This is a genomic window from Halobacillus sp. ABR2_026 (assembly GCF_056158545.1).
In genome coordinates this window covers 3,591,835-3,609,101 of sequence record NZ_JBSWTM010000001.1, presented here as the reverse complement: position 1 = coordinate 3,609,101, position 17,267 = coordinate 3,591,835, and the positions used below count along the sequence as shown (strand labels likewise).

Sequence of the window (17,267 nt, the reverse complement as noted above, 5' to 3'; positions counted from 1 at the left end):
CTTATACATTCCACCTGTTATTGTTGGATATCTTCTTTGATATATTGTAATACACGCTCAGCCATCTTTTTGTACCCTCTTTCGTTCGGGTGAAACGAATCTTCCTCCCAGAGCAGTTCATCTTCTTCTCCTTCAAATAAGTCCCGGATGGGGATGAAGGTCGCTTGTTCATAATCCTGGGTGACCTGACGGCTGATGTCATTCCAGTCTCCCATAATTTGTCCAAGTTCCGGGATGTTATTGAAGTATTGGTTAAAAGGGTTGTAGAGACCTAATAGATAGACCGGCGCCTCTGGGTTCAATTGTTGAACTCGATCAATAATTTGACGCATCTCTCGCTTCATATCCGTCCTGTTCCTCAACGAAATCCTCATAATTCAAGCTTGAAAAATTATTTTTCACGACTTTCATAACATCGTTGGCACCAATGGTGATCAGGATGATGTCTGCTTCCTGAAGGGATTGGGCAATCTCCTCATCCTCCATCCGTGCCAGCATTTGATCCGTCCGGTTCCCTCTTTTTCCGTAGTTTGTAATATTGAGGCTTTCTGTATCCGGATTGGCATTGAACGTTTCTTCCAGAATGCCAATGTAACCTCCGCTGTCCGTAGCATCTCCGACCCCCTGGGTCAAAGAGTCACCTATAGCAACGATATTTAAGTCATCTTTAATAAATACATCCCTTGCACTTTCAATCACACTTGTGAAGACCTCGCGCAGTCCTTCACTCAATTTATCTTCATCTTCTGTTTCGCTTTCCGGTTCCGAGGCATCGATTTCTCCATCATCTACCTTCTGGTCCTGGGCAGGGATACTTTCCGCTGCTTGCTCTGAGTCTTTTGGTTTTGTCGACGGCTCTTCTTCCGGGGTATATATAAAAGCGGCTATGATAAAAAAGGCAATCACGAAGGAGAGTGCGACGGCTGCTAACCATCTCCATGTTTTCAAAGCTTAATCCCTCCCGAGGGTAATCTCACTTCTATTATATGTGGTTTCCATCCATTGGGAAATGAAAAGTTTTAACCACAATTATATCATGGTCTTATACAATAGACATACGGAAAAGAGTATAAGAAGATGAGGGTAAGAAATAAAAACCGTCGGAGAAGGAGGGACTTGATGGATAATCAAATGACGATATCAGTCAGAGATCTTGTCTCCTATGTATACAGGTCCGGAAGTATAGATGAACGATTCCAAACCAATACAGCCCTTGTAGAAGGAACGGCTATACATCAAGAGGTCCAAAAAAAGTATAAAGAAAAGGATGAGTCCGAAGTCTTTCTGGAATATGAGTTTCAGCAGGATGGCGTTAACCTCAGGGTACAGGGACGTTGTGATGGTCTATTGGACACCGATAAAGGTCCGGTCATTGATGAAATTAAGTCCACCTCCAGAGAATTGGAGGAGATTGATGATTCAAGCCACCCTGTATACTGGGCGCAGGCCAAAGGATATGCATTTATTTACGCGGCGAAGGAAGAGCTTCCCGAAATCCAGGTGCAACTGACGTATGTCCAGAAAAGAACGAAAGAGAAAAAACGGATGTTACGTACATTTACATATGGTGACCTGCATCAGTTTATGGAGGAAACAGTCAAAGAGTATGCTTCTTATGCCAGAATTCTTATCCATGTTCGAGAGCAGAAAGAAAAGACAGTCCCTGACCTGCAATTTCCCTTTCCAAACTACCGGGATGGACAGCGAAAACTGGCAGGGAGCGTGTATCGGACGATTGAAGAAAAAAGACATTTATTTGCTCAGGCCCCTACAGGAATCGGAAAAACGATATCCACTCTTTTCCCTGCGATCAAAGCTCTGCAGTCTGAAGGAATGGAGCGCATCTACTATCTAACCGCGAAAACGATTACGAGGGCTACGGCAGAAGAAGCCCTTCAGCGGATGGAGGACGGTGGTCTAGAGCTTTGTTCCGTTACGCTGACGGCCAAGGATAAGATTTGCTTCCAGGAAGAAACGATCTGTCAGCCGGATTACTGTGAATTCGCAGATGGGTATTACGACAGGATCAATGGAGCCATCATTGATATCTTGCTTCATGAAACGCGGATGACCCGTCCGATCATTGAGTCGTATGCTAGAAAACATAAGGTATGTCCTTTTGAATTTTCTCTGGATCTTACCGATGTGGCTGATATAGTCATTGGTGATTACAATTACATCTTTGACCCCAGGGTGTCTTTGAAACGATTGACGCCTGAGCGCAGAAAAAAAACAGCACTTCTCGTTGATGAAAGTCATAATCTTGTCGAACGTGCCCGGGACATGTATTCTGCTTCTATCCAAAAGCAGTCGTATGAAAACGTGTCAGAAGAATGGGCGGGGGATGAGGACTCCCTGGTGAAAGCAGCCTCTGCAATCGCTGGAGATTTGGAACGGTTCTTTTCTACGAATGAAGAGTTTCAGCAGTTGGAACAGGTGCCGGGTCAATTGGAGGAAAATTTGGAAAGGTTTTTATCAACAGCTGAATCTCTCTTACTAGAAGATAGTGAAGGAGATCGAGCTGAGCGTCTGGCGGATGTATATTTTCAATCTCAGAGATTTATAAAAATTCTTGAATATGTGGATGAACATTACCGGTTGCTGGGGGAAAGTACGAAAGAAGGAGACTTTATCATGAAGCTGTTTTGTCTCGATCCTTCTCATGTGCTCCGTGAAACAACAAAAACATTCCGGTCAAGCACCTTTTTTTCTGCTACCCTATCGCCTTTTGCCTATTATAAAGAGATGTTGGGTGGTACGAAGGAGGATTATATTCTCCATCTCCCTTCTCCATATAATCCTTCTCAAATCGATTTTACGATCACGCCTTTATCGACAAGGTACAAGAGTAGAGAAAAAACGTCAGAGGAATTGGCCCGGCGTTTGTATGAACAAACCGCTCAGAATAAAGGCAATCATCTCTTCTTCTTTCCTTCGTACCAATACATGGAGATGATCTATCAAAAGTTCAAAGCATTTTCAGATGTGGATGCCGTCATGCAGGAGCGGGGGATGGATGAAGATCGTAGAGAGGATTTCCTCTCTCAATTTGAGGAAGGCGGCCGTCTTGCAGGGTTTGCGGTACTTGGTGGTATCTTCTCAGAAGGTGTAGACCTTAGAGGCGACCGGTTGAATGGGGTCGCTGTTATAGGGATAGGTCTTTCTCCTAAAAGCTTTGAAAAGGAATTGATCAAAGATTACTTCAATCAAAAAGGGAGAAGCGGCTATGATTATGCTTATGTTTATCCAGGGATGAATAAAGTATTGCAGGCAGGAGGACGGCTGATCCGCTCTGAGTATGATCATGGTTCGATACAACTTGTCGATGACCGTTTTCTTTCAAGAAAATATTTGCAGCTTATCCCGGAAGATTGGGGAGATTATCAAATTTTGAAGTAATTTGATTTCCCAGGAAATAAAAAGACGGGTGATGTCGGGATAATCAGGCGAAGGGCAATTAGGGAGAACGTGAGCTCATGAAGAACAGATGATGTTAACCCTTTTCAATTAAGGTTGACATTGTGGGGTGAGTTCTCGTATCTTTATATTAGTTCTAGAGTATAAAAGTAGGAGGACATCTTCATGAAATCATCTCGTTTATCTGCATACGACATTACCCTTGGAAGTCTATTTGTAGCACTCATGGCCATCGGGGCCAATATCACCGCATTTATGCCATTTCTGCAAGTCATGGGCGTGCCGCTGACGCTGCAGACATTTTTCGCAATTTTAGCTGGTCTTGTGCTTGGCAGCAGACTTGGAGGGTTTTCAGTTTTGGTTTATGCCGTCTTAGGCCTTGTCGGTGCCCCGATTTTTGCAGGATTCAAAGGGGGACTTGCCATACTTCTATCCCCTACATTTGGGTTTATCGTCTCTTATGTGATCCTTGCGTTCTTCGTTGGAAAGATTGCAGAATCCAAACGTAACCTTCCGACTTACATTACGGCAGCATTGGTCGGTATTGCTTTGAATTATCTAATCGGGGTCAATCTTTTCTATCTGGCTTTGAATTTCTGGGTAGGTGGAGGAGGCATAAGCTTTGCCGTAGCCTGGTCCAGTATGGTCCCATTCTTGATTAAAGATATAGCATTAGCTATAGTAGCTGCCGGGTTTGCCATTAGGTTGGAAAGGGTGTTGCTTCACCGCACTCCCTTAAGGCAGGCCGCATAAAAAAAGGGATCCGCCGTGGTTCGGCGGATCCTTTTTCTATGCGTCCTCAGATATCTCTTTTCCATGAACGAATGTCATGATGGCGAACAAAACGAAAGCAGTAAGGAGAATCGTACCGCCTACAATGAAAAATACGGTATTGAAAGTTTGCAGGCCGGGCACCGGCTGCGTGTAGTAAAGCCACATCCCGACAGTCAAACCGAAGACCCCTGAAAAAGATGTCCATACGTGGGCAGTTGCCAGCTTCGAGTGTTTCGGAATGGAAAACACTCTGTAATAAATACCGAATGCAAAAAGGGAAAGCCACCCAACAACCAGGATATGGGCGTGTATGGCGCTTAATTGAAGTCCTCCACCCCCAGCCATGTGAGAGCCCATGAATGCACCGATCAGTGCATAGATCGCAGCTGTACGAACAAAGAAACGAGTGCGGTCCATATATTCACCTCCTAAAATGAATCAACTTCTGCCATTATATCGAATGCTTTCACTTATGAGAATGAAAAAGCTGTAAGAGTTGGAAAACCTCATATTTTTCGGACTTTTGTGTGATTTGGATTGCTTGAATGTTTGAGCTATGATGGAACAAGAAGTAAAGAGGAGTGATGAATGTTGGAACATCGATTGGAACAGTTTTCACAATATCTGAAAGAAACGAACGTTGATGCAGCGTTTATTAATTCGACCGAAAACTTTTTTTATTTGACAGGATTTCATACCGACCCGCATGAAAGACTGCTCGGTCTGCTTGTTTTTCCTGAAGCAGACCCCATTGCCGTACTTCCAGGAATGGAAAAAGGTCAGATCCGTGATGCAGGATGGACTCGTGAAGTGATCGGTTATGCGGATCACGAAGATCCGTGGGCGATGATGGCTGTTAAAATGAAAGAGAACGGCATCACCGGTGTGAAAACCGTCGGCATTGAAAAGCAGGTGCTTTCTTACGGCAGAAGTGAATCCTTCTTTCAACTGTTTGATCAAGTGAGTGTTGAGGACATAGAAGGACGATTGAATGAGATGCGTGTCGTTAAAGATGAGCATGAGATCAGCATTATGAAGGAAGCAGCGGAGCTTGCAGATTTCGGTGTGAGCGTAGGTGTTGAAGCCCTTGAAGAAGGAATTACTGAAATGGAAGTCCTTGCAAAGATCGAATACGAATTGAAGAAAAAAGGGGTAGCGGAAATGTCCTTTTCCACGATGGTCTTATTCGGTGAAAAATCCGGCCAGCCCCACGGAAACCCTGGCGACCGCCGTCTTCAGGCCGGGGACTTCGTTTTATTCGACCTTGGCGTTGTCTGGAAAGGATACACCTCAGACATCACACGGACATTCGCTTATCGTTCAGTAAATGAAGAACAAAGGACCATTTACAACAAAGTGAAAGAAGCGCTGGAAGCATCGCTTGCTATTAGTAAGCCTGGCACGCGCATCGGTGACCTTGATCAGACGGCACGGGATGTTATTTCAGAAGCAGGTTATGGGGACAAGTTCCCTCACCGGATCGGCCACGGCCTCGGAATCAATGTACATGAATTTCCTTCCATGAGCCATCTGAACGATGGTGTGTTGAAGAAAGGAATGACATACACGATCGAACCGGGCATCTACGACCCTGAAGTAGGGGGCGTACGTTTGGAAGATGACGTTTTAGTGACGGATGATGGATATATCACGTTGACGAAGACACCGAAAGAACTGCGAATTATCGAATAATCAAAAGACCGCCATGTCCTGGCGGTCTTTTTTTGTAGGGGATTTTTAGAAAAGGCTCTGTTAAAGTTTAGTTTTGATATTACTGCAAAAAAAGAAACTTCCATTTAAAGGAAGTTTCTTTTTGTATTTGGCTTATTCAACTAAAACTCCCTTTTCTTGAAGACTCAGCTTCGAGATGTTTGTGTGGGAGTTAGGGGCTGCGAGACTCCCGTGGGAGAAAGGAGAGCGGCGAGATCCCGCAGGGCGATAAGCCCGAGGAAGCTCGGCACTCCCCCGCAGGAAAGCGAGTAGTTTCCCAGCCACCCCTGGCACTCAACACAATAACGAACCCCGAACCCTCTCGAAACGGAGTCTTCAACAATCCTGCCATTTAGCTTAAGACACCGTTTCGAAATCATAATCCAACAAGATTTAATGGTTACATCGTTAAAGGAGATCATCTAAAGGTTTCGACACTTGGAAATACCCCCCTTTTAATCCTCCCATCATTCATTGTCACTTCAATCTGTTGGTGCAAATATCATCACTGAACTTGAACAGAGCCTTAGAAAAAGGAAAGTTAAAACATGCGTGTATCGATCCGCGTCCAACGTGTTATACGCCTCTGGTCTTAGTTGAAAATATATCTCTGGATCATTCCGGCAAAATTCTATTCTAGGTATGATAAAGACAAGAAAACAGCAAGGAGGGAAAAACGATGAAGAAGTTTCTACTTTTCCTGGCTGGATTAATCGCTCTGACCGTATTGCTTGCCAATCTTGGACCGATGATCCTCCTGGGTGTCAGTGTATGGCTGTTGTATGTCGTGTTCAAGCAATTCATGAAGAGTGATTCTACGGCCGGAAAAATCGGCTGGGTCATTCTTGGACTGATCATCCTCAGCATAGCCGTTTCCAATATTTATGCGGTACTCGGTGTAGCTGCTGCTTTTGCGCTTTATTGGATCTATAAAAATTGGACAAGCAAAAGCGGACAAGTCCACTCTTCAAAGTCTGATGATCCTTTTACAAACTTTGAACGTCAATGGGCAGAGATGAACAAATAATTTCAAAGGAGAGATTCACGTTATGGCAAACTTATTTACAAGGTTGAAAGATTCCGTCACAGCAGATTTGCACGAAGCGTTGGACCAAAAGGAACAAAAAAATCCGATCGCGATGTTGAATCAATATCTGCGTGAGAGTGAAAAGGAAACAGAAAAGGTGAGAAAGCTGGTCGAGCGTCAGTATCGGTTGAAGGATGAGTTTTCCCGAGAGGCACATAAAGCTCAGGATATGGCGGACAAGCGTAAGCGTCAGGCAGAAATTGCCGAGAAAGCCGGAGAAACGGACATGTACGAATTTGCAGTTAAAGAGCAGCAGGAATATGAAGCGCGTACGGAGCGTCTGCAATCTTCACGGAAAGAGTCGATAGAACAGTTGGAGGCTCTGGAACGCAAATATGAAGAAATGAAACATAAATTGAAAGATATGCACCTGAAGAGGATGGAATTGATGGGGCGGGAGAACATTGCCCGCGCCCATCATCGGATGGATCGCGTCATTGATGATGCAGCGGACAAGCCTTATTCCAAGTTTTCTGAAATTGACCGTTACATGGAGGACTTGGAATACAAAGTGAATAGTGACTATTATCATAATACTTTCGACAGTAAGATGGCACACTTGGAAAAAGAAATGGAGAAACGGGAAGAAGTGTCCGCTCAATAGAAATCATGGTATGATAAAGGCGCAGATTTCTGCGCCTTTATCGATTTAGAGAGGGGGATGACCTTTATGCTTAAAAGGCTTTCAACAGATATGATGAACACGATTTTAATCATAGGGGTGATTCTCCTCGTCGTGGAAATTGTCTTTTTTAACGGAGGACTTGTGTTTTCTGTTGTATTTTCCGGTGTTCTCATTTATATCGGATGGAAAAATTACCGCCCATTATGGAGGAAAGTTTTTTTCTGGGTCGGTTTGATCAGTTTGATTTTCACCGTACTGAGTATGATCGCTGTGAGATTTCTTGTTATTGCGCTCCTTCTGATTTTTTTGAGAGATTACTTCAAATCGAGGGATAATCCAACAAGAATCCGCCCGGAAATCATTGAAGTCTCCCAGGAGATTCCTGATCAGGAGCCGGTGCTGAAGCAGAAGTTTTTTGGAAATGAATCTACGCCGAAAACCTCTTATGAATGGAGAGATATAAATATACATGGCGGATTCGGAGATCGTGTGGTTGATTTAAGTCAAACTGTACTCCCCCACGATGAAGCGGTGATTTCCATCCGGCAGTTGATTGGTAATCTGACCGTATATGTCCCCTACGAAGTAGAAGTCAGTATTCACCACAGTGCTTTAGTAGGTCGCAGTTCCATCTTCCAATATAAAAAGTCGAAAGTGCTTAATCAAGTGGTCTCCTATCAAACGGAGGGTTATCACAAAGGGAAGCCTCGAGTGAAGATTATTACGTCCATGGTTTCGGGAGAACTTGAGGTGAAGCGCGTATGAATGTATGGCAGAGGCAGCTGCTGTCTGGTACGTTGACGTTTTCCGGATTCGCCATTCTGATTCTCGGGATTACTTTTTATGCCTTTCCGTTTGGGTCCTGGGGGGAGCTTTGGGAGAGAGAGGTTTTCGACCTTCCTTACATCTTCTTTGTGTTGTTTACCTCTCTATCGTTTGGGTTTATAGTTGGCGTCCTCCATGGTTGGTTTTGGAGAAGGCAGCTGCTCACCATTGAACATCGCGTATCGGAATTGAGCAAGGGGAATGAACTTTCCGAAGAAGAAATCAACTTGAAAGAAATTGCACAAATCGACCTTTATTTACGACAGTTGGAAGAAAAGATGATCAAACAAACAGAGCTTGCTCAACGGATGGTGACAGAAAGAGCGGAAGAACGTGAAAAGAGTTTGCAGGAAGTGGTCGTACAGGAAAGAAACCGTCTGGCGAGAGAACTTCATGACTCCGTCAGTCAGCAGCTTTTTGCAGCGTCCATGATGATGTCTGCTATAAACGATAGTGATGATGCTGACCGCCGTGAAACCCAAAAGCAGATGAAAATGGTCGAACGAATGATTCATCAATCCCAACTCGAAATGCGGGCGCTGCTGCTCCATTTGAGACCCGTAGCCCTCAAAGACAAATCCCTTTCTGAAGGTGCGGAAGAACTGTTGTATGAACTCACCCAAAAAGTACCGATGGAAATTGATTGGTCTGTAGAACCATTGGTCCTGGAAAAAGGAATCGAAGATCAACTCTTCCGCATCCTGCAGGAATCTGTTTCCAATACACTCCGTCATGCCAAAGCTCACTCATTAAGCGTCATGTTGATTGAACGGGATCACAATGTCATCCTCAGAATCATGGATGACGGTATAGGGTTTAATGTGGAAGAGGCGAAAACGAGTTCCTATGGGCTGCAGAATATGCAGGAACGTGCGTTTGAGATAGGCGGGAATTTAAAAATTGTGAGCGTAAAAGATCAAGGAACGCGGTTGGAAGTCAAAGTACCTCACCGCACTACAGGAGGCGATGAAAGGTGATAACCGTATTATTTGCTGATGATCACGAAATGGTCCGGATCGGAGTGTCGGCGTACTTATCTGCCCAGCCGGATATAGAAGTCATTGCGGAGGCGGACGATGGAGATGCGGCCGTGGATCTTGCGTTGAAACATCGTCCGGATATCATTTTAATGGACCTGGTGATGGATGTGATGGATGGTATAGAAGCGACCAAACGGATCACTGAACAATGGCCGGAAGCGAAGGTCATCATCGTCACCAGTTTTCTTGATGATGAAAAAGTTTATCCGGCACTTGAAGCAGGAGCAACGAGCTATATGTTAAAGACCTCGAAAGCCGAGGAGATTGCAAAAGCCATCCGCTCTACATACGCAGGCCAGTCTATTTTAGAACCTGAAGTAACCGGTAAAATCATGACGAAGATGCGTTCGCCGGAAGAAACAGAACTACATGCCCAATTGACAGAAAGAGAGAAAGAAGTCCTGATGTTAATGGCGGAAGGGAAAACCAATCAGGAAATTTCAGAGCAGTTGTTTATAGCGCTTAAAACCGTAAAAGTCCATGTGAGTAATATTCTTGGGAAACTGCAGGTATCAGATCGAACACAGGCGGTTATTTATGCTTTCAAGCATGATCTAATCCAATAAAACCTCGACCATTATTGGTCGAGGTTTTTCATGTGCTGAAATATTAATGCCTTAATCAAACGTTTGTTCAATGTTTAAGCTCCCTCATTGGTTCAATGAGACCAGCACGATGGCCGTGATGAGAATGAGATAGAAGATGAACAGTTTCCAGTATACTCGTTTCAATTCCATCCCCTTCTTTCTGTAGAACAATGGTTAGTTTATTGTTATGTGAACGCAGCGTTAAGAATGACTAAGTTTTCATAGAGAATCTGAAGAGGGGCTTTTTCTTTTGGTACACTTTTTATAACACCTATGCTTGTTTTCCAGGCCATTCGGGAATACCAAGGGAGAGGTGATTTCAGTGAAGTGGAAGAATGATCTGGCTTGTCACCCTGTATGTTCAGGGGATATATCCAATCGGCAGAAGAAAGAGGAAGTCGCTCAACAAGTGAGCCAGTTTGTGAAGGATGGCGATGTAATCGGGATTGGGTCCGGATCGACTTCATTCCTTGCGGTTCAGAAGATTGCGGAAAGGGCCAGGAAGGAAAAGCTGTCCATTATGGCAGTGCCGACTTCTAAAGAGGCAGAAATGAACTGCAGTTACTACGGGCTGAACACGACCAGCCTTCTCACTCATAAACCAGATTGGGGATTCGATGGAGCTGATGAAGTGGATGGGGAACAACGGCTCATCAAAGGAAGAGGAGGGGCTCTTTTTGCTGAAAAACTCGTGATGGCCAGTGCTGCAAAAACGTACATTTTAGTAGATGGAAGCAAGCATGTGAAAAGGCTGGGAGAGAAGTTCGCGGTCCCTCTCGAAGTGGATCCGCGTGCTGTACACCTTGTGGAAACCTCCATACAAGCGTTCAGCCCCTCTTATATCCAATTAAGGATGGCACAATCGAAGGACGGCCCCATCATAACTGAAGGTGGGAATGTTCTCATGGACGTGAGGTTCCCTCAGATCTACGATACATTGGAAAAAGAGCTGAGTGCGATTCCAGGAATCATAGAAACGGGCCTTTTCATTGGGTATTCCGTGGAAATTTTAACGGTATGACGCCCATTTTACTTATATTTATTGGTATATCGTAATACTTTTTCTATAATAGTAGTAAATCCTTATTCAAAGGGGAATCATTATGGGACTGCCAAACAGGATTGCTTACCAGGATCAACGATACCCGTATGTAGTACTTGCACCGATCGGAAAGAAGAACAAACAAATCCGGTCGATTGGACATAAATTTGAACGGGGGTTACTATCCAGGCTGAATGACGCAATCGTGGATCAGATCAATGACAAAGCGCTTGATCTTGAGCACATCCGCTCTTATTTAGGATTGTCAGGAAGTGCTGTCCTTCCGGTTTCATTCGTCAAAGAAGGAACCGTTCATCCACACTTGTTGCGCCCAGAATTATTTTTATGGAGGTCCTTGTCTGAAGAACATGGACTACCTTTACAAGAGGATTATCTGTACCCGACAGATTTCACTCAACTTTCTTCTGAAAAGCTTAATGAGCATATAGGAGAAATTCTTGAGGATTATCTGTTTTTATCACATATTAGTAAAAAAGACCGCGAGCATTGGATCGACAAGATCACGAACGCCTTTCATAATCACCCGATCGTCCGGTTGTTCCATGAAAAAAGGAACGTGGTGGACGCTGTGGAAATCATGAATCAATCTGCCCTTCTGTCGGTGTTGAATTATCCGGAAGATGTGGCTTATTGGAGGCATCGAGCAGGTATCGTCATGCGGCCTTTCCGAGCTTTACCTGAATCGTGGCTCGAAGGAAGAGAAGAGGGCTGCTCACATAGGAAATCTTTGACTTTCTACTCGAGGGAGCGTGCGATTTGCTGTCATTGTGAAACGTGTGATTATTCGCTGATCTACTATATCGACGAGGATCGAGTGGAGCTTGAAGAAGAATTCAATGTCGCAACAGCTAGGAAGCGGATGGAGACCATTGAAAAGCAGTTCAATGAAATTGCTGGACAGAATCAACGCTTGTTAGAACAACTTCACCAGTTAAGAGGCTTGAAAAAGCAATTGACGACCGCGAGAAAAACGTTGGATGAAAGTTTGGACGTTTTAAGACAAATCGAAAGATACCAGTGTAAAGAGGACATGAAGTCTTATCCGCTGCTCTATATGTATGACAAACTGAATCAGAGTCGCATTCCTGAACGTAAGACTGAATCCGAGTTATTGTGGCTCTCAGAAGTGGAACTCGATGACGTGAAAATGTTGAAAGAGCTTCGGGAGTGGCAGAAGATCGTCCCTGAGCACGTATATCCGATGACTAGTCATGTGCTGGAAGAATTGAAAAATAAATTGAACGACGTGCGTTATGATGAAGATGATGTAATTATCACGGTCAAGGGAAGGTCGCTGACTTATGCAGAAACACAGCAAGTGCTCGATCTCATTCATTATTACGGAACAGATTTCCCTGCCCATACGCTGGTACAAGTGCTCGCTGGAAAAGCCACAAACAAGTTAAGAAAGCTGCATTTGCACGAAACAAGATGGTTCGGGATCCTATCTAGCTGGCCGGAGAAAAACATTCAAAAATTATTCAATCAACTTGAAAAACAAGGGTGGCTTATGAAACAACAGAAAGGCTATTCCATTAGTGATTTTGCAGAAGAAGTGATGTAAGCTCTTGGCTTTGATCCATGGTGTCATTCTCTGCATGGTTAGGCAAGTGGAAAGACCTGCTGAATCGGCAGGTCTTATTTTTATGGACAGATGTAATAGAAAGCGGTTACTTATGCTATAATGCCAATACATACCTCAACAGAATGAAGTTCCTAAATAAAACCATATTCAAATTTTATAGTTTCATACCAGATGATAATAGAATGAGTACATAAAGGACGACCATCCAGAACATCCACCGTGTTGGATGGAACCGTTAGCGGGAGGTTTTTATATGAAGTCAATTTTTCAGCGAGCATTAGGAGAGCAATTCCAAAATCTACATCCTGAACTTCAAAAGAAGTACGGCCTGACAAGTAATCAAAACCTTATGGTTCTGGGGCAGGGAAGAATGACGGAAATTAGAGGGACGCATCCCGTTTTACGTCCATTCCTTCTGAGCGGAGCTAAAGACCATCTGATTTTTGCAGAAAGAGGGAAAGATGTTCCGTTCACGCTTGAAAACTATATCTACGAAGACGAACGCGGACGTGAGACCGTAAGTTGGATCCGTAGATTTTTCTTTCCGTATGCTATCCGTGGCTTTGATGCGGCGATGCGTTTTGACGAGGAAAAAGGGTGTATTGTCGATGAGTTGGGAAAGAGCGGTCTGATCCAGACTGAACTGGACCTCCATGTAACCGCCCAAGGTGGGCTATATATGGAATCAAAAGCGATGAATGTGGATCGTCTCTTATCGCTAACAAATCCGACGACAAGCGTTTATGAACACTATGATGAAGAAGAAGGCGCCTTTCGGGTCCATGTCCATGCGGAACATCCGGTGTTCGGGACACTTTTAATGTATGAAGGTATGGTTCATACAGAGTATCTGCCCATGACTTTCAATAACATACCGGAACGCGGGGTTCTGGACTGAAAGGGGGAAACCAGTGAGCAACCAAACGAACGACAGCCATGAAAAGAATATCCACACAGATTTTTCCGCCCGTATGACGTATGGGGAGTATTTGAACTTGGAAGAATTGCTGTCTGCACAGAATCGTCTTTCCTCCCATCATGATGAAATGCTCTTTATCGTCATTCATCAAGTTAGTGAACTGTGGATGAAACTGACGCTACATGAACTTCATGCAGCAATTGAAGCCATTCAGAACGATCAAATGCAGTCAGCATTTAAGATGCTTGCGAGGGTTTCGAGTATCCAAAAACAAATCATCCAAGCCTGGGACGTTTTGTCAACATTGACTCCGGCGGAATACATGGAATTTAGAGATGCACTAGGACAGGCCTCCGGATTCCAGTCCTACCAGTATCGAATGATTGAATTTGCACTTGGTTATAAAACCTCACACGTATTGAGGATCTACGAGAAAGACCCTTCCCTGCACCAACGACTGAAACAGGCTTATCAATCTCCCAGTCTGTATGATGTTGCCATCCAGAAGCTTGCGTCTTCCGGGTTTCCGATTTCAAAAGCGGTGCTGGAGCGTGAGTACACGGTAACGCATGAGAAGGATCCTTCGGTAGAAGCTGCCTGGACGACTGTTTATCAACAGGTGGATAAATATTGGGATTTATATCAACTGGCAGAAAAGCTTGTGGATATCGAAGACAGTCTCCAGCAATGGAGGTTCCGTCACATGAAAACAGTGGAGCGGATCATTGGTCATAAAAAGGGAACGGGTGGCTCTTCCGGAGTCGGCTATTTAAAAAAGGTCCTCGATCACCGGTTCTTCCCGGAACTGTGGGATATTAGAACCACTATATGAAAAGAACTTTCCCACCGGAAGGTTCTTTTTTTATATCTATTTAATTGAACGCTATTATTGTTATCTCTGTTCCACATCACTGGTGTGCAACACGCGCTCCCCACTTTCTATAACGGATTTTCATTGAAGGGGAGGGGGAGGAAGTCATAACGTCAAAGTCTTTTTTCCAATCCTGTTCTACAAAAGGGGTCTCTCTTAAGTTAACTTAATTTACTGAATATATCGTTGGGATTAAGTCATTGTTACATTTGTGTTACAATAGATAATGTGATTACGAGATAAAGAGGGAAATAAATGAGACAACCAATTGTATATACCGTATTGTTTGTTATGTTAACGGCTTCCGGCTGCTCCTTTATTGCCAATGCCAATAACGAATCAGGAGAGACGAAAGCTCAAGAGGCGATGTATGAGATCAGTATAGAGACAGATATCGATGAATTCGAAGAGTATCATATGACCGCTCATTATCCACAAACACCAAACAACCAAATTGACCAGACCATTATAGATTTTGTGAATCAGCAGAAATCTTTCTTTAAACAGGAAAGTTATAAAAGTAAACAGAAAAACGATGGAAACGAGTCGCATGAGTTACACCTTGACTTTGAAGTGATTCATCAAAACCAACGTTTTTTCGTCGTAAGATTCGTGGAGACATTGGATCTCGGGAAAGAGGGGGTCCAAACCGATCAAACCATCATGAATTTTGACAAAAAGAATGGAAAAGCACTCACGCTCGAAGAGATATTCAAAGATGATGTTTATTATGTCGATCGGATCCATGAGTGGACGAAAGAAAAGCTGTCAGACGAAGGCGGAGAAAAGGCTGCCCTTGTGGAAGAACTTGAAGCTGAACCTGATGCCTATCAAAACATTGCTCTTACTGGGGACGGCATGCTCGTTTTTCTAGAAGACCCATCTACTAGAGAATCTCTTCAGGTGATGATCGAGAAAGATACGATGTCTAAGTTTATCCGTTCTGATTATGCAGGCGATCTTGGGGAAGAGAGCCTGCAGGAGGATTTAGGAACGATGGCTGAGGAGTCAGAAAGGGTTCAAAAATATCCGGATTTTTCTTTAGAGAATCATTTACATGAGGAAGAGAAAGAAGTGGCTCTTACTTTTGATGACGGTCCACACCCTGAAGTGACACGAAAGATTATGGATTTACTGGATAAGTACGAAGCGAAAGCCTCTTTCTTTATGATTGGGAAGCGGGCGGGGTATTACCCTGAAGTTGTTCGGGAGGTGAATGATCGCGGGCATGAAATCGGAAACCATTCCTGGGATCATTCCCGTTTGGGGCGCTTGTCTCAAGAACAGGTCACTCATCAGGTATCATCTACGAAAACGATGCTTGAACAACTGACCGGACAAAGTGTCGATTTACTCCGATTGCCTTTCGGAAGTTCGCCATCAGGTCTCGACCAGGGACAATCGACCATCGTTCCCTGGACCATTTATTCTGAAGAATGGGATGACCAAAAACCAAATTTGGTCGCAGAGGATATATTCTCCGAAATTGAAGGTGGTTCTATTGTTCTGCTTCATGACCTCCAAAAGTCTACGGTGGAAACTGTGGAATTACTATTGGAAAAGCTGTACACGGAAGGGTATAAAGTAGTTCCTGTAGGCCATATTTTAGATCAACAAGAAAACCGTTCCGTTTCTGAATGAAACGGAACGGTTTTTGTTTTTGTCAGGACTGTTTTATGAGGAAGGGAAGGTCATTCTTTCAATGCTTCTTCCAGCCATTTTCCCCAATGTTCGAACTCTACGAGAAATCCATCGTGTCCATAATCGGTGTTTATATGATGATGGTTTCCTTTACCAGCGTATTTGGAGAATGGTTCAATCAAGCTTTCCGGATAGAGGAGGTCGTGCTCGAAACTGAACGTATGAACTTCCGCCTCGTACTGTTTGGCTGCATTCTCCCATCCATTTCTACCTCTGCCGATATCGTGATTGTTCATAGCATCCAGGAGATAAAGGTAGCTGTTGGCATCAAACCGTTCTTTGATTTTATCCCCTTGATAATCTAAATACGATTGAATTTCATAGGACGTATCTTCCTGATAAGAGCGGTCGAACCTTTTTTCGAACAGGGTGCTGCTTCGGTAGGTGACCATCCCTGTCATCCGGGCGATTTCAAACCCTTGTAGTTCTTCGTTTGAACGATAATTTCCATTGTGGAAGCAGGGGTCGTCTTTAATGGCACGTGCACCGATATGATTAAATGCTATTCCATAATCACTCAGGTAGGGAGTAGCGGCGAGAATGAATAATTTATCCATGAATTTTGGATAAAGCAACCCCCATTCGTATGTCTGCATGCCGCCGAGTGAACCTCCGGCAATGGCGTGTACGCGTGTGATGCCTAATTGGTGGAGGGCTTTATATTGAGCGTGGACCATATCCCGAATCGTCGTTCTTGGGAAAGATTGACGAAAGGGCTCTCCTGTCTCAGGATTGGTACTTGCAGGCCCGCTCGACCCGTGACATCCCCCGAGTACATTGAAGGTGAGGACCTGGTAGTGATTGGTGTCGATCGGACAGTTGTTCCCGATTAAACCTGCCCACCAGCCCCGTTCGTCCTCTGATCCCAAGGCGATCTGGTTCCCGGTTAGCGCATGACAGACAAGGATGACGGGAGCGGTCTCGGGACCGTGTCTCTCATAGGCCAGTTCAACGTTTGAGAGCTTTTCTCCAGATTCAAAGGTGAAAGCTCCGATCGATATCACTTGATTCGTGCGCGGATGACTGGCGGGATTTTTTAATGACATGCTTTTATTTCTCCTTT

17 protein-coding genes are annotated in these 17,267 nt (G+C 44.2%); 13 read left to right on the top strand and 4 right to left on the bottom strand.

All coding sequences use genetic code 11. From position 1 onward, the window contains the following. Window positions 1-17: 17 nt before the first annotated feature. Both ACXADE_RS18335 and ACXADE_RS18330 read right to left on the bottom strand, forming a co-directional pair. Window positions 18-344: a GDSL-type esterase/lipase family protein gene (locus ACXADE_RS18335; protein WP_474981858.1), complete on the bottom strand. Its 327-nt coding sequence runs from the start codon at window positions 342-344 to the stop codon at window positions 18-20. Further along, complete coding sequence (locus ACXADE_RS18330) at window positions 316-948, bottom strand: GDSL-type esterase/lipase family protein (RefSeq protein WP_474981857.1); 633 nt, start codon at window positions 946-948, stop codon at window positions 316-318. The genes ACXADE_RS18335 and ACXADE_RS18330 overlap by 29 nt, the downstream gene beginning before the upstream one ends. 171 nt (window positions 949-1,119) lie before the next feature. Here ACXADE_RS18330 and ACXADE_RS18325 point away from each other — a divergent pair, with 171 nt between their 5' ends. Together ACXADE_RS18325 and ACXADE_RS18320 are read left to right on the top strand one after the other, a co-directional pair. Further along, entirely contained in the window at window positions 1,120-3,399 is a 2,280-nt protein-coding gene (locus tag ACXADE_RS18325; RefSeq protein ID WP_474981856.1) for a helicase C-terminal domain-containing protein, read from the top strand. 183 nt (window positions 3,400-3,582) lie between these two features. Continuing rightward, window positions 3,583-4,170: a biotin transporter BioY gene (locus tag ACXADE_RS18320; RefSeq protein WP_474981855.1), complete on the top strand. Its 588-nt coding sequence runs from the start codon at window positions 3,583-3,585 to the stop codon at window positions 4,168-4,170. Window positions 4,171-4,206: 36 nt separating this feature from the next. Here the strand turns inward: ACXADE_RS18320 and ACXADE_RS18315 are convergent, their stop codons facing one another. Continuing rightward, the gene (locus ACXADE_RS18315) at window positions 4,207-4,608 is read right to left on the bottom strand and encodes a hypothetical protein (protein WP_474981854.1); all 402 of its coding nucleotides are present in this window, start codon (window positions 4,606-4,608) and stop codon (window positions 4,207-4,209) included. Window positions 4,609-4,782: 174 nt separating this feature from the next. Between ACXADE_RS18315 and ACXADE_RS18310 the strand changes: the two genes are divergently transcribed. The 11 genes from ACXADE_RS18310 to ACXADE_RS18260 all read left to right on the top strand — a co-directional run bounded on the left by ACXADE_RS18310 (window position 4,783) and on the right by ACXADE_RS18260 (window position 16,144). Then, window positions 4,783-5,883, top strand: coding sequence for a M24 family metallopeptidase (locus tag ACXADE_RS18310; protein WP_474982270.1), 1,101 nt, complete (start codon window positions 4,783-4,785; stop codon window positions 5,881-5,883). 697 nt (window positions 5,884-6,580) lie between these two features. Continuing rightward, window positions 6,581-6,928 carry a lmo0954 family membrane protein gene (locus ACXADE_RS18305; RefSeq protein WP_474981853.1) on the top strand — a complete coding sequence of 116 codons (348 nt, stop codon included), beginning with the start codon at window positions 6,581-6,583 and terminating at the stop codon, window positions 6,926-6,928. A gap of 22 nt (window positions 6,929-6,950) precedes the next feature. After that, window positions 6,951-7,592: a PspA/IM30 family protein gene (locus tag ACXADE_RS18300; RefSeq protein WP_474981852.1), complete on the top strand. Its 642-nt coding sequence runs from the start codon at window positions 6,951-6,953 to the stop codon at window positions 7,590-7,592. A 66-nt stretch (window positions 7,593-7,658) separates the two neighbouring features. Beyond that, window positions 7,659-8,378, top strand: a complete 720-nt coding sequence (gene liaF / locus ACXADE_RS18295) for a cell wall-active antibiotics response protein LiaF (protein WP_474981851.1) — start codon at window positions 7,659-7,661, stop codon at window positions 8,376-8,378. Continuing rightward, window positions 8,375-9,415 (top strand): sensor histidine kinase, encoded by a 1,041-nt coding sequence (locus tag ACXADE_RS18290; RefSeq protein WP_474981850.1) that lies wholly within the window; start codon window positions 8,375-8,377, stop codon window positions 9,413-9,415. The genes liaF and ACXADE_RS18290 overlap by 4 nt, the downstream gene beginning before the upstream one ends. Beyond that, entirely contained in the window at window positions 9,412-10,044 is a 633-nt protein-coding gene (locus tag ACXADE_RS18285) for a response regulator transcription factor (protein ID WP_474981849.1), read from the top strand. Before ACXADE_RS18290 ends, ACXADE_RS18285 begins: the two co-directional genes overlap by 4 nt. 343 nt (window positions 10,045-10,387) lie before the next feature. Then, window positions 10,388-11,086 carry a ribose 5-phosphate isomerase A gene (gene rpiA / locus ACXADE_RS18280; protein ID WP_474981848.1) on the top strand — a complete coding sequence of 233 codons (699 nt, stop codon included), beginning with the start codon at window positions 10,388-10,390 and terminating at the stop codon, window positions 11,084-11,086. Window positions 11,087-11,168: 82 nt separating this feature from the next. Beyond that, on the top strand, window positions 11,169-12,692 hold the full coding sequence (locus ACXADE_RS18275; protein ID WP_474981847.1) for an RQC-minor-2 family DNA-binding protein: 1,524 nt from the start codon (window positions 11,169-11,171) through the stop codon (window positions 12,690-12,692). A gap of 274 nt (window positions 12,693-12,966) precedes the next feature. Then, on the top strand, window positions 12,967-13,611 hold the full coding sequence (locus ACXADE_RS18270) for a DUF4166 domain-containing protein (RefSeq protein WP_474981846.1): 645 nt from the start codon (window positions 12,967-12,969) through the stop codon (window positions 13,609-13,611). A gap of 13 nt (window positions 13,612-13,624) precedes the next feature. After that, the gene (gene kynA, locus ACXADE_RS18265; protein WP_474981845.1) at window positions 13,625-14,464 is read left to right on the top strand and encodes a tryptophan 2,3-dioxygenase; all 840 of its coding nucleotides are present in this window, start codon (window positions 13,625-13,627) and stop codon (window positions 14,462-14,464) included. A 294-nt stretch (window positions 14,465-14,758) separates the two neighbouring features. After that, a complete protein-coding gene (locus tag ACXADE_RS18260) occupies window positions 14,759-16,144 on the top strand; it encodes a polysaccharide deacetylase family protein (protein ID WP_474981844.1) in 1,386 nt (461 codons plus the stop codon). A gap of 50 nt (window positions 16,145-16,194) precedes the next feature. On the opposite strand, the gene metX is transcribed toward ACXADE_RS18260, so the two are convergent. Then, on the bottom strand, window positions 16,195-17,250 hold the full coding sequence (metX, locus tag ACXADE_RS18255) for a homoserine O-acetyltransferase MetX (RefSeq protein ID WP_474981843.1): 1,056 nt from the start codon (window positions 17,248-17,250) through the stop codon (window positions 16,195-16,197). Window positions 17,251-17,267 lie beyond the last annotated feature (17 nt).

Excerpts from the sequence above, each read along its gene's own strand:
- ACXADE_RS18335 (WP_474981858.1), bottom strand. The coding sequence starts at position 344 with ATGAAGCGAGAGATGCGTCAAATTATTGATCGAGTTCAACAATTGAAC.
- ACXADE_RS18325 (WP_474981856.1), top strand. The coding sequence starts at position 1,120 with ATGGATAATCAAATGACGATATCAGTCAGAGATCTTGTCTCCTATGTA.
- ACXADE_RS18320 (WP_474981855.1), top strand. The coding sequence starts at position 3,583 with ATGAAATCATCTCGTTTATCTGCATACGACATTACCCTTGGAAGTCTA.
- ACXADE_RS18315 (WP_474981854.1), bottom strand. The coding sequence starts at position 4,608 with ATGGACCGCACTCGTTTCTTTGTTCGTACAGCTGCGATCTATGCACTG.
- ACXADE_RS18305 (WP_474981853.1), top strand. The coding sequence starts at position 6,581 with ATGAAGAAGTTTCTACTTTTCCTGGCTGGATTAATCGCTCTGACCGTA.
- ACXADE_RS18300 (WP_474981852.1), top strand. The coding sequence starts at position 6,951 with ATGGCAAACTTATTTACAAGGTTGAAAGATTCCGTCACAGCAGATTTG.
- liaF (WP_474981851.1), top strand. The coding sequence starts at position 7,659 with ATGCTTAAAAGGCTTTCAACAGATATGATGAACACGATTTTAATCATA.
- ACXADE_RS18290 (WP_474981850.1), top strand. The coding sequence starts at position 8,375 with ATGAATGTATGGCAGAGGCAGCTGCTGTCTGGTACGTTGACGTTTTCC.
- ACXADE_RS18275 (WP_474981847.1), top strand. The coding sequence starts at position 11,169 with ATGGGACTGCCAAACAGGATTGCTTACCAGGATCAACGATACCCGTAT.
- ACXADE_RS18270 (WP_474981846.1), top strand. The coding sequence starts at position 12,967 with ATGAAGTCAATTTTTCAGCGAGCATTAGGAGAGCAATTCCAAAATCTA.
- ACXADE_RS18260 (WP_474981844.1), top strand. The coding sequence starts at position 14,759 with ATGAGACAACCAATTGTATATACCGTATTGTTTGTTATGTTAACGGCT.
- metX (WP_474981843.1), bottom strand. The coding sequence starts at position 17,250 with ATGTCATTAAAAAATCCCGCCAGTCATCCGCGCACGAATCAAGTGATA.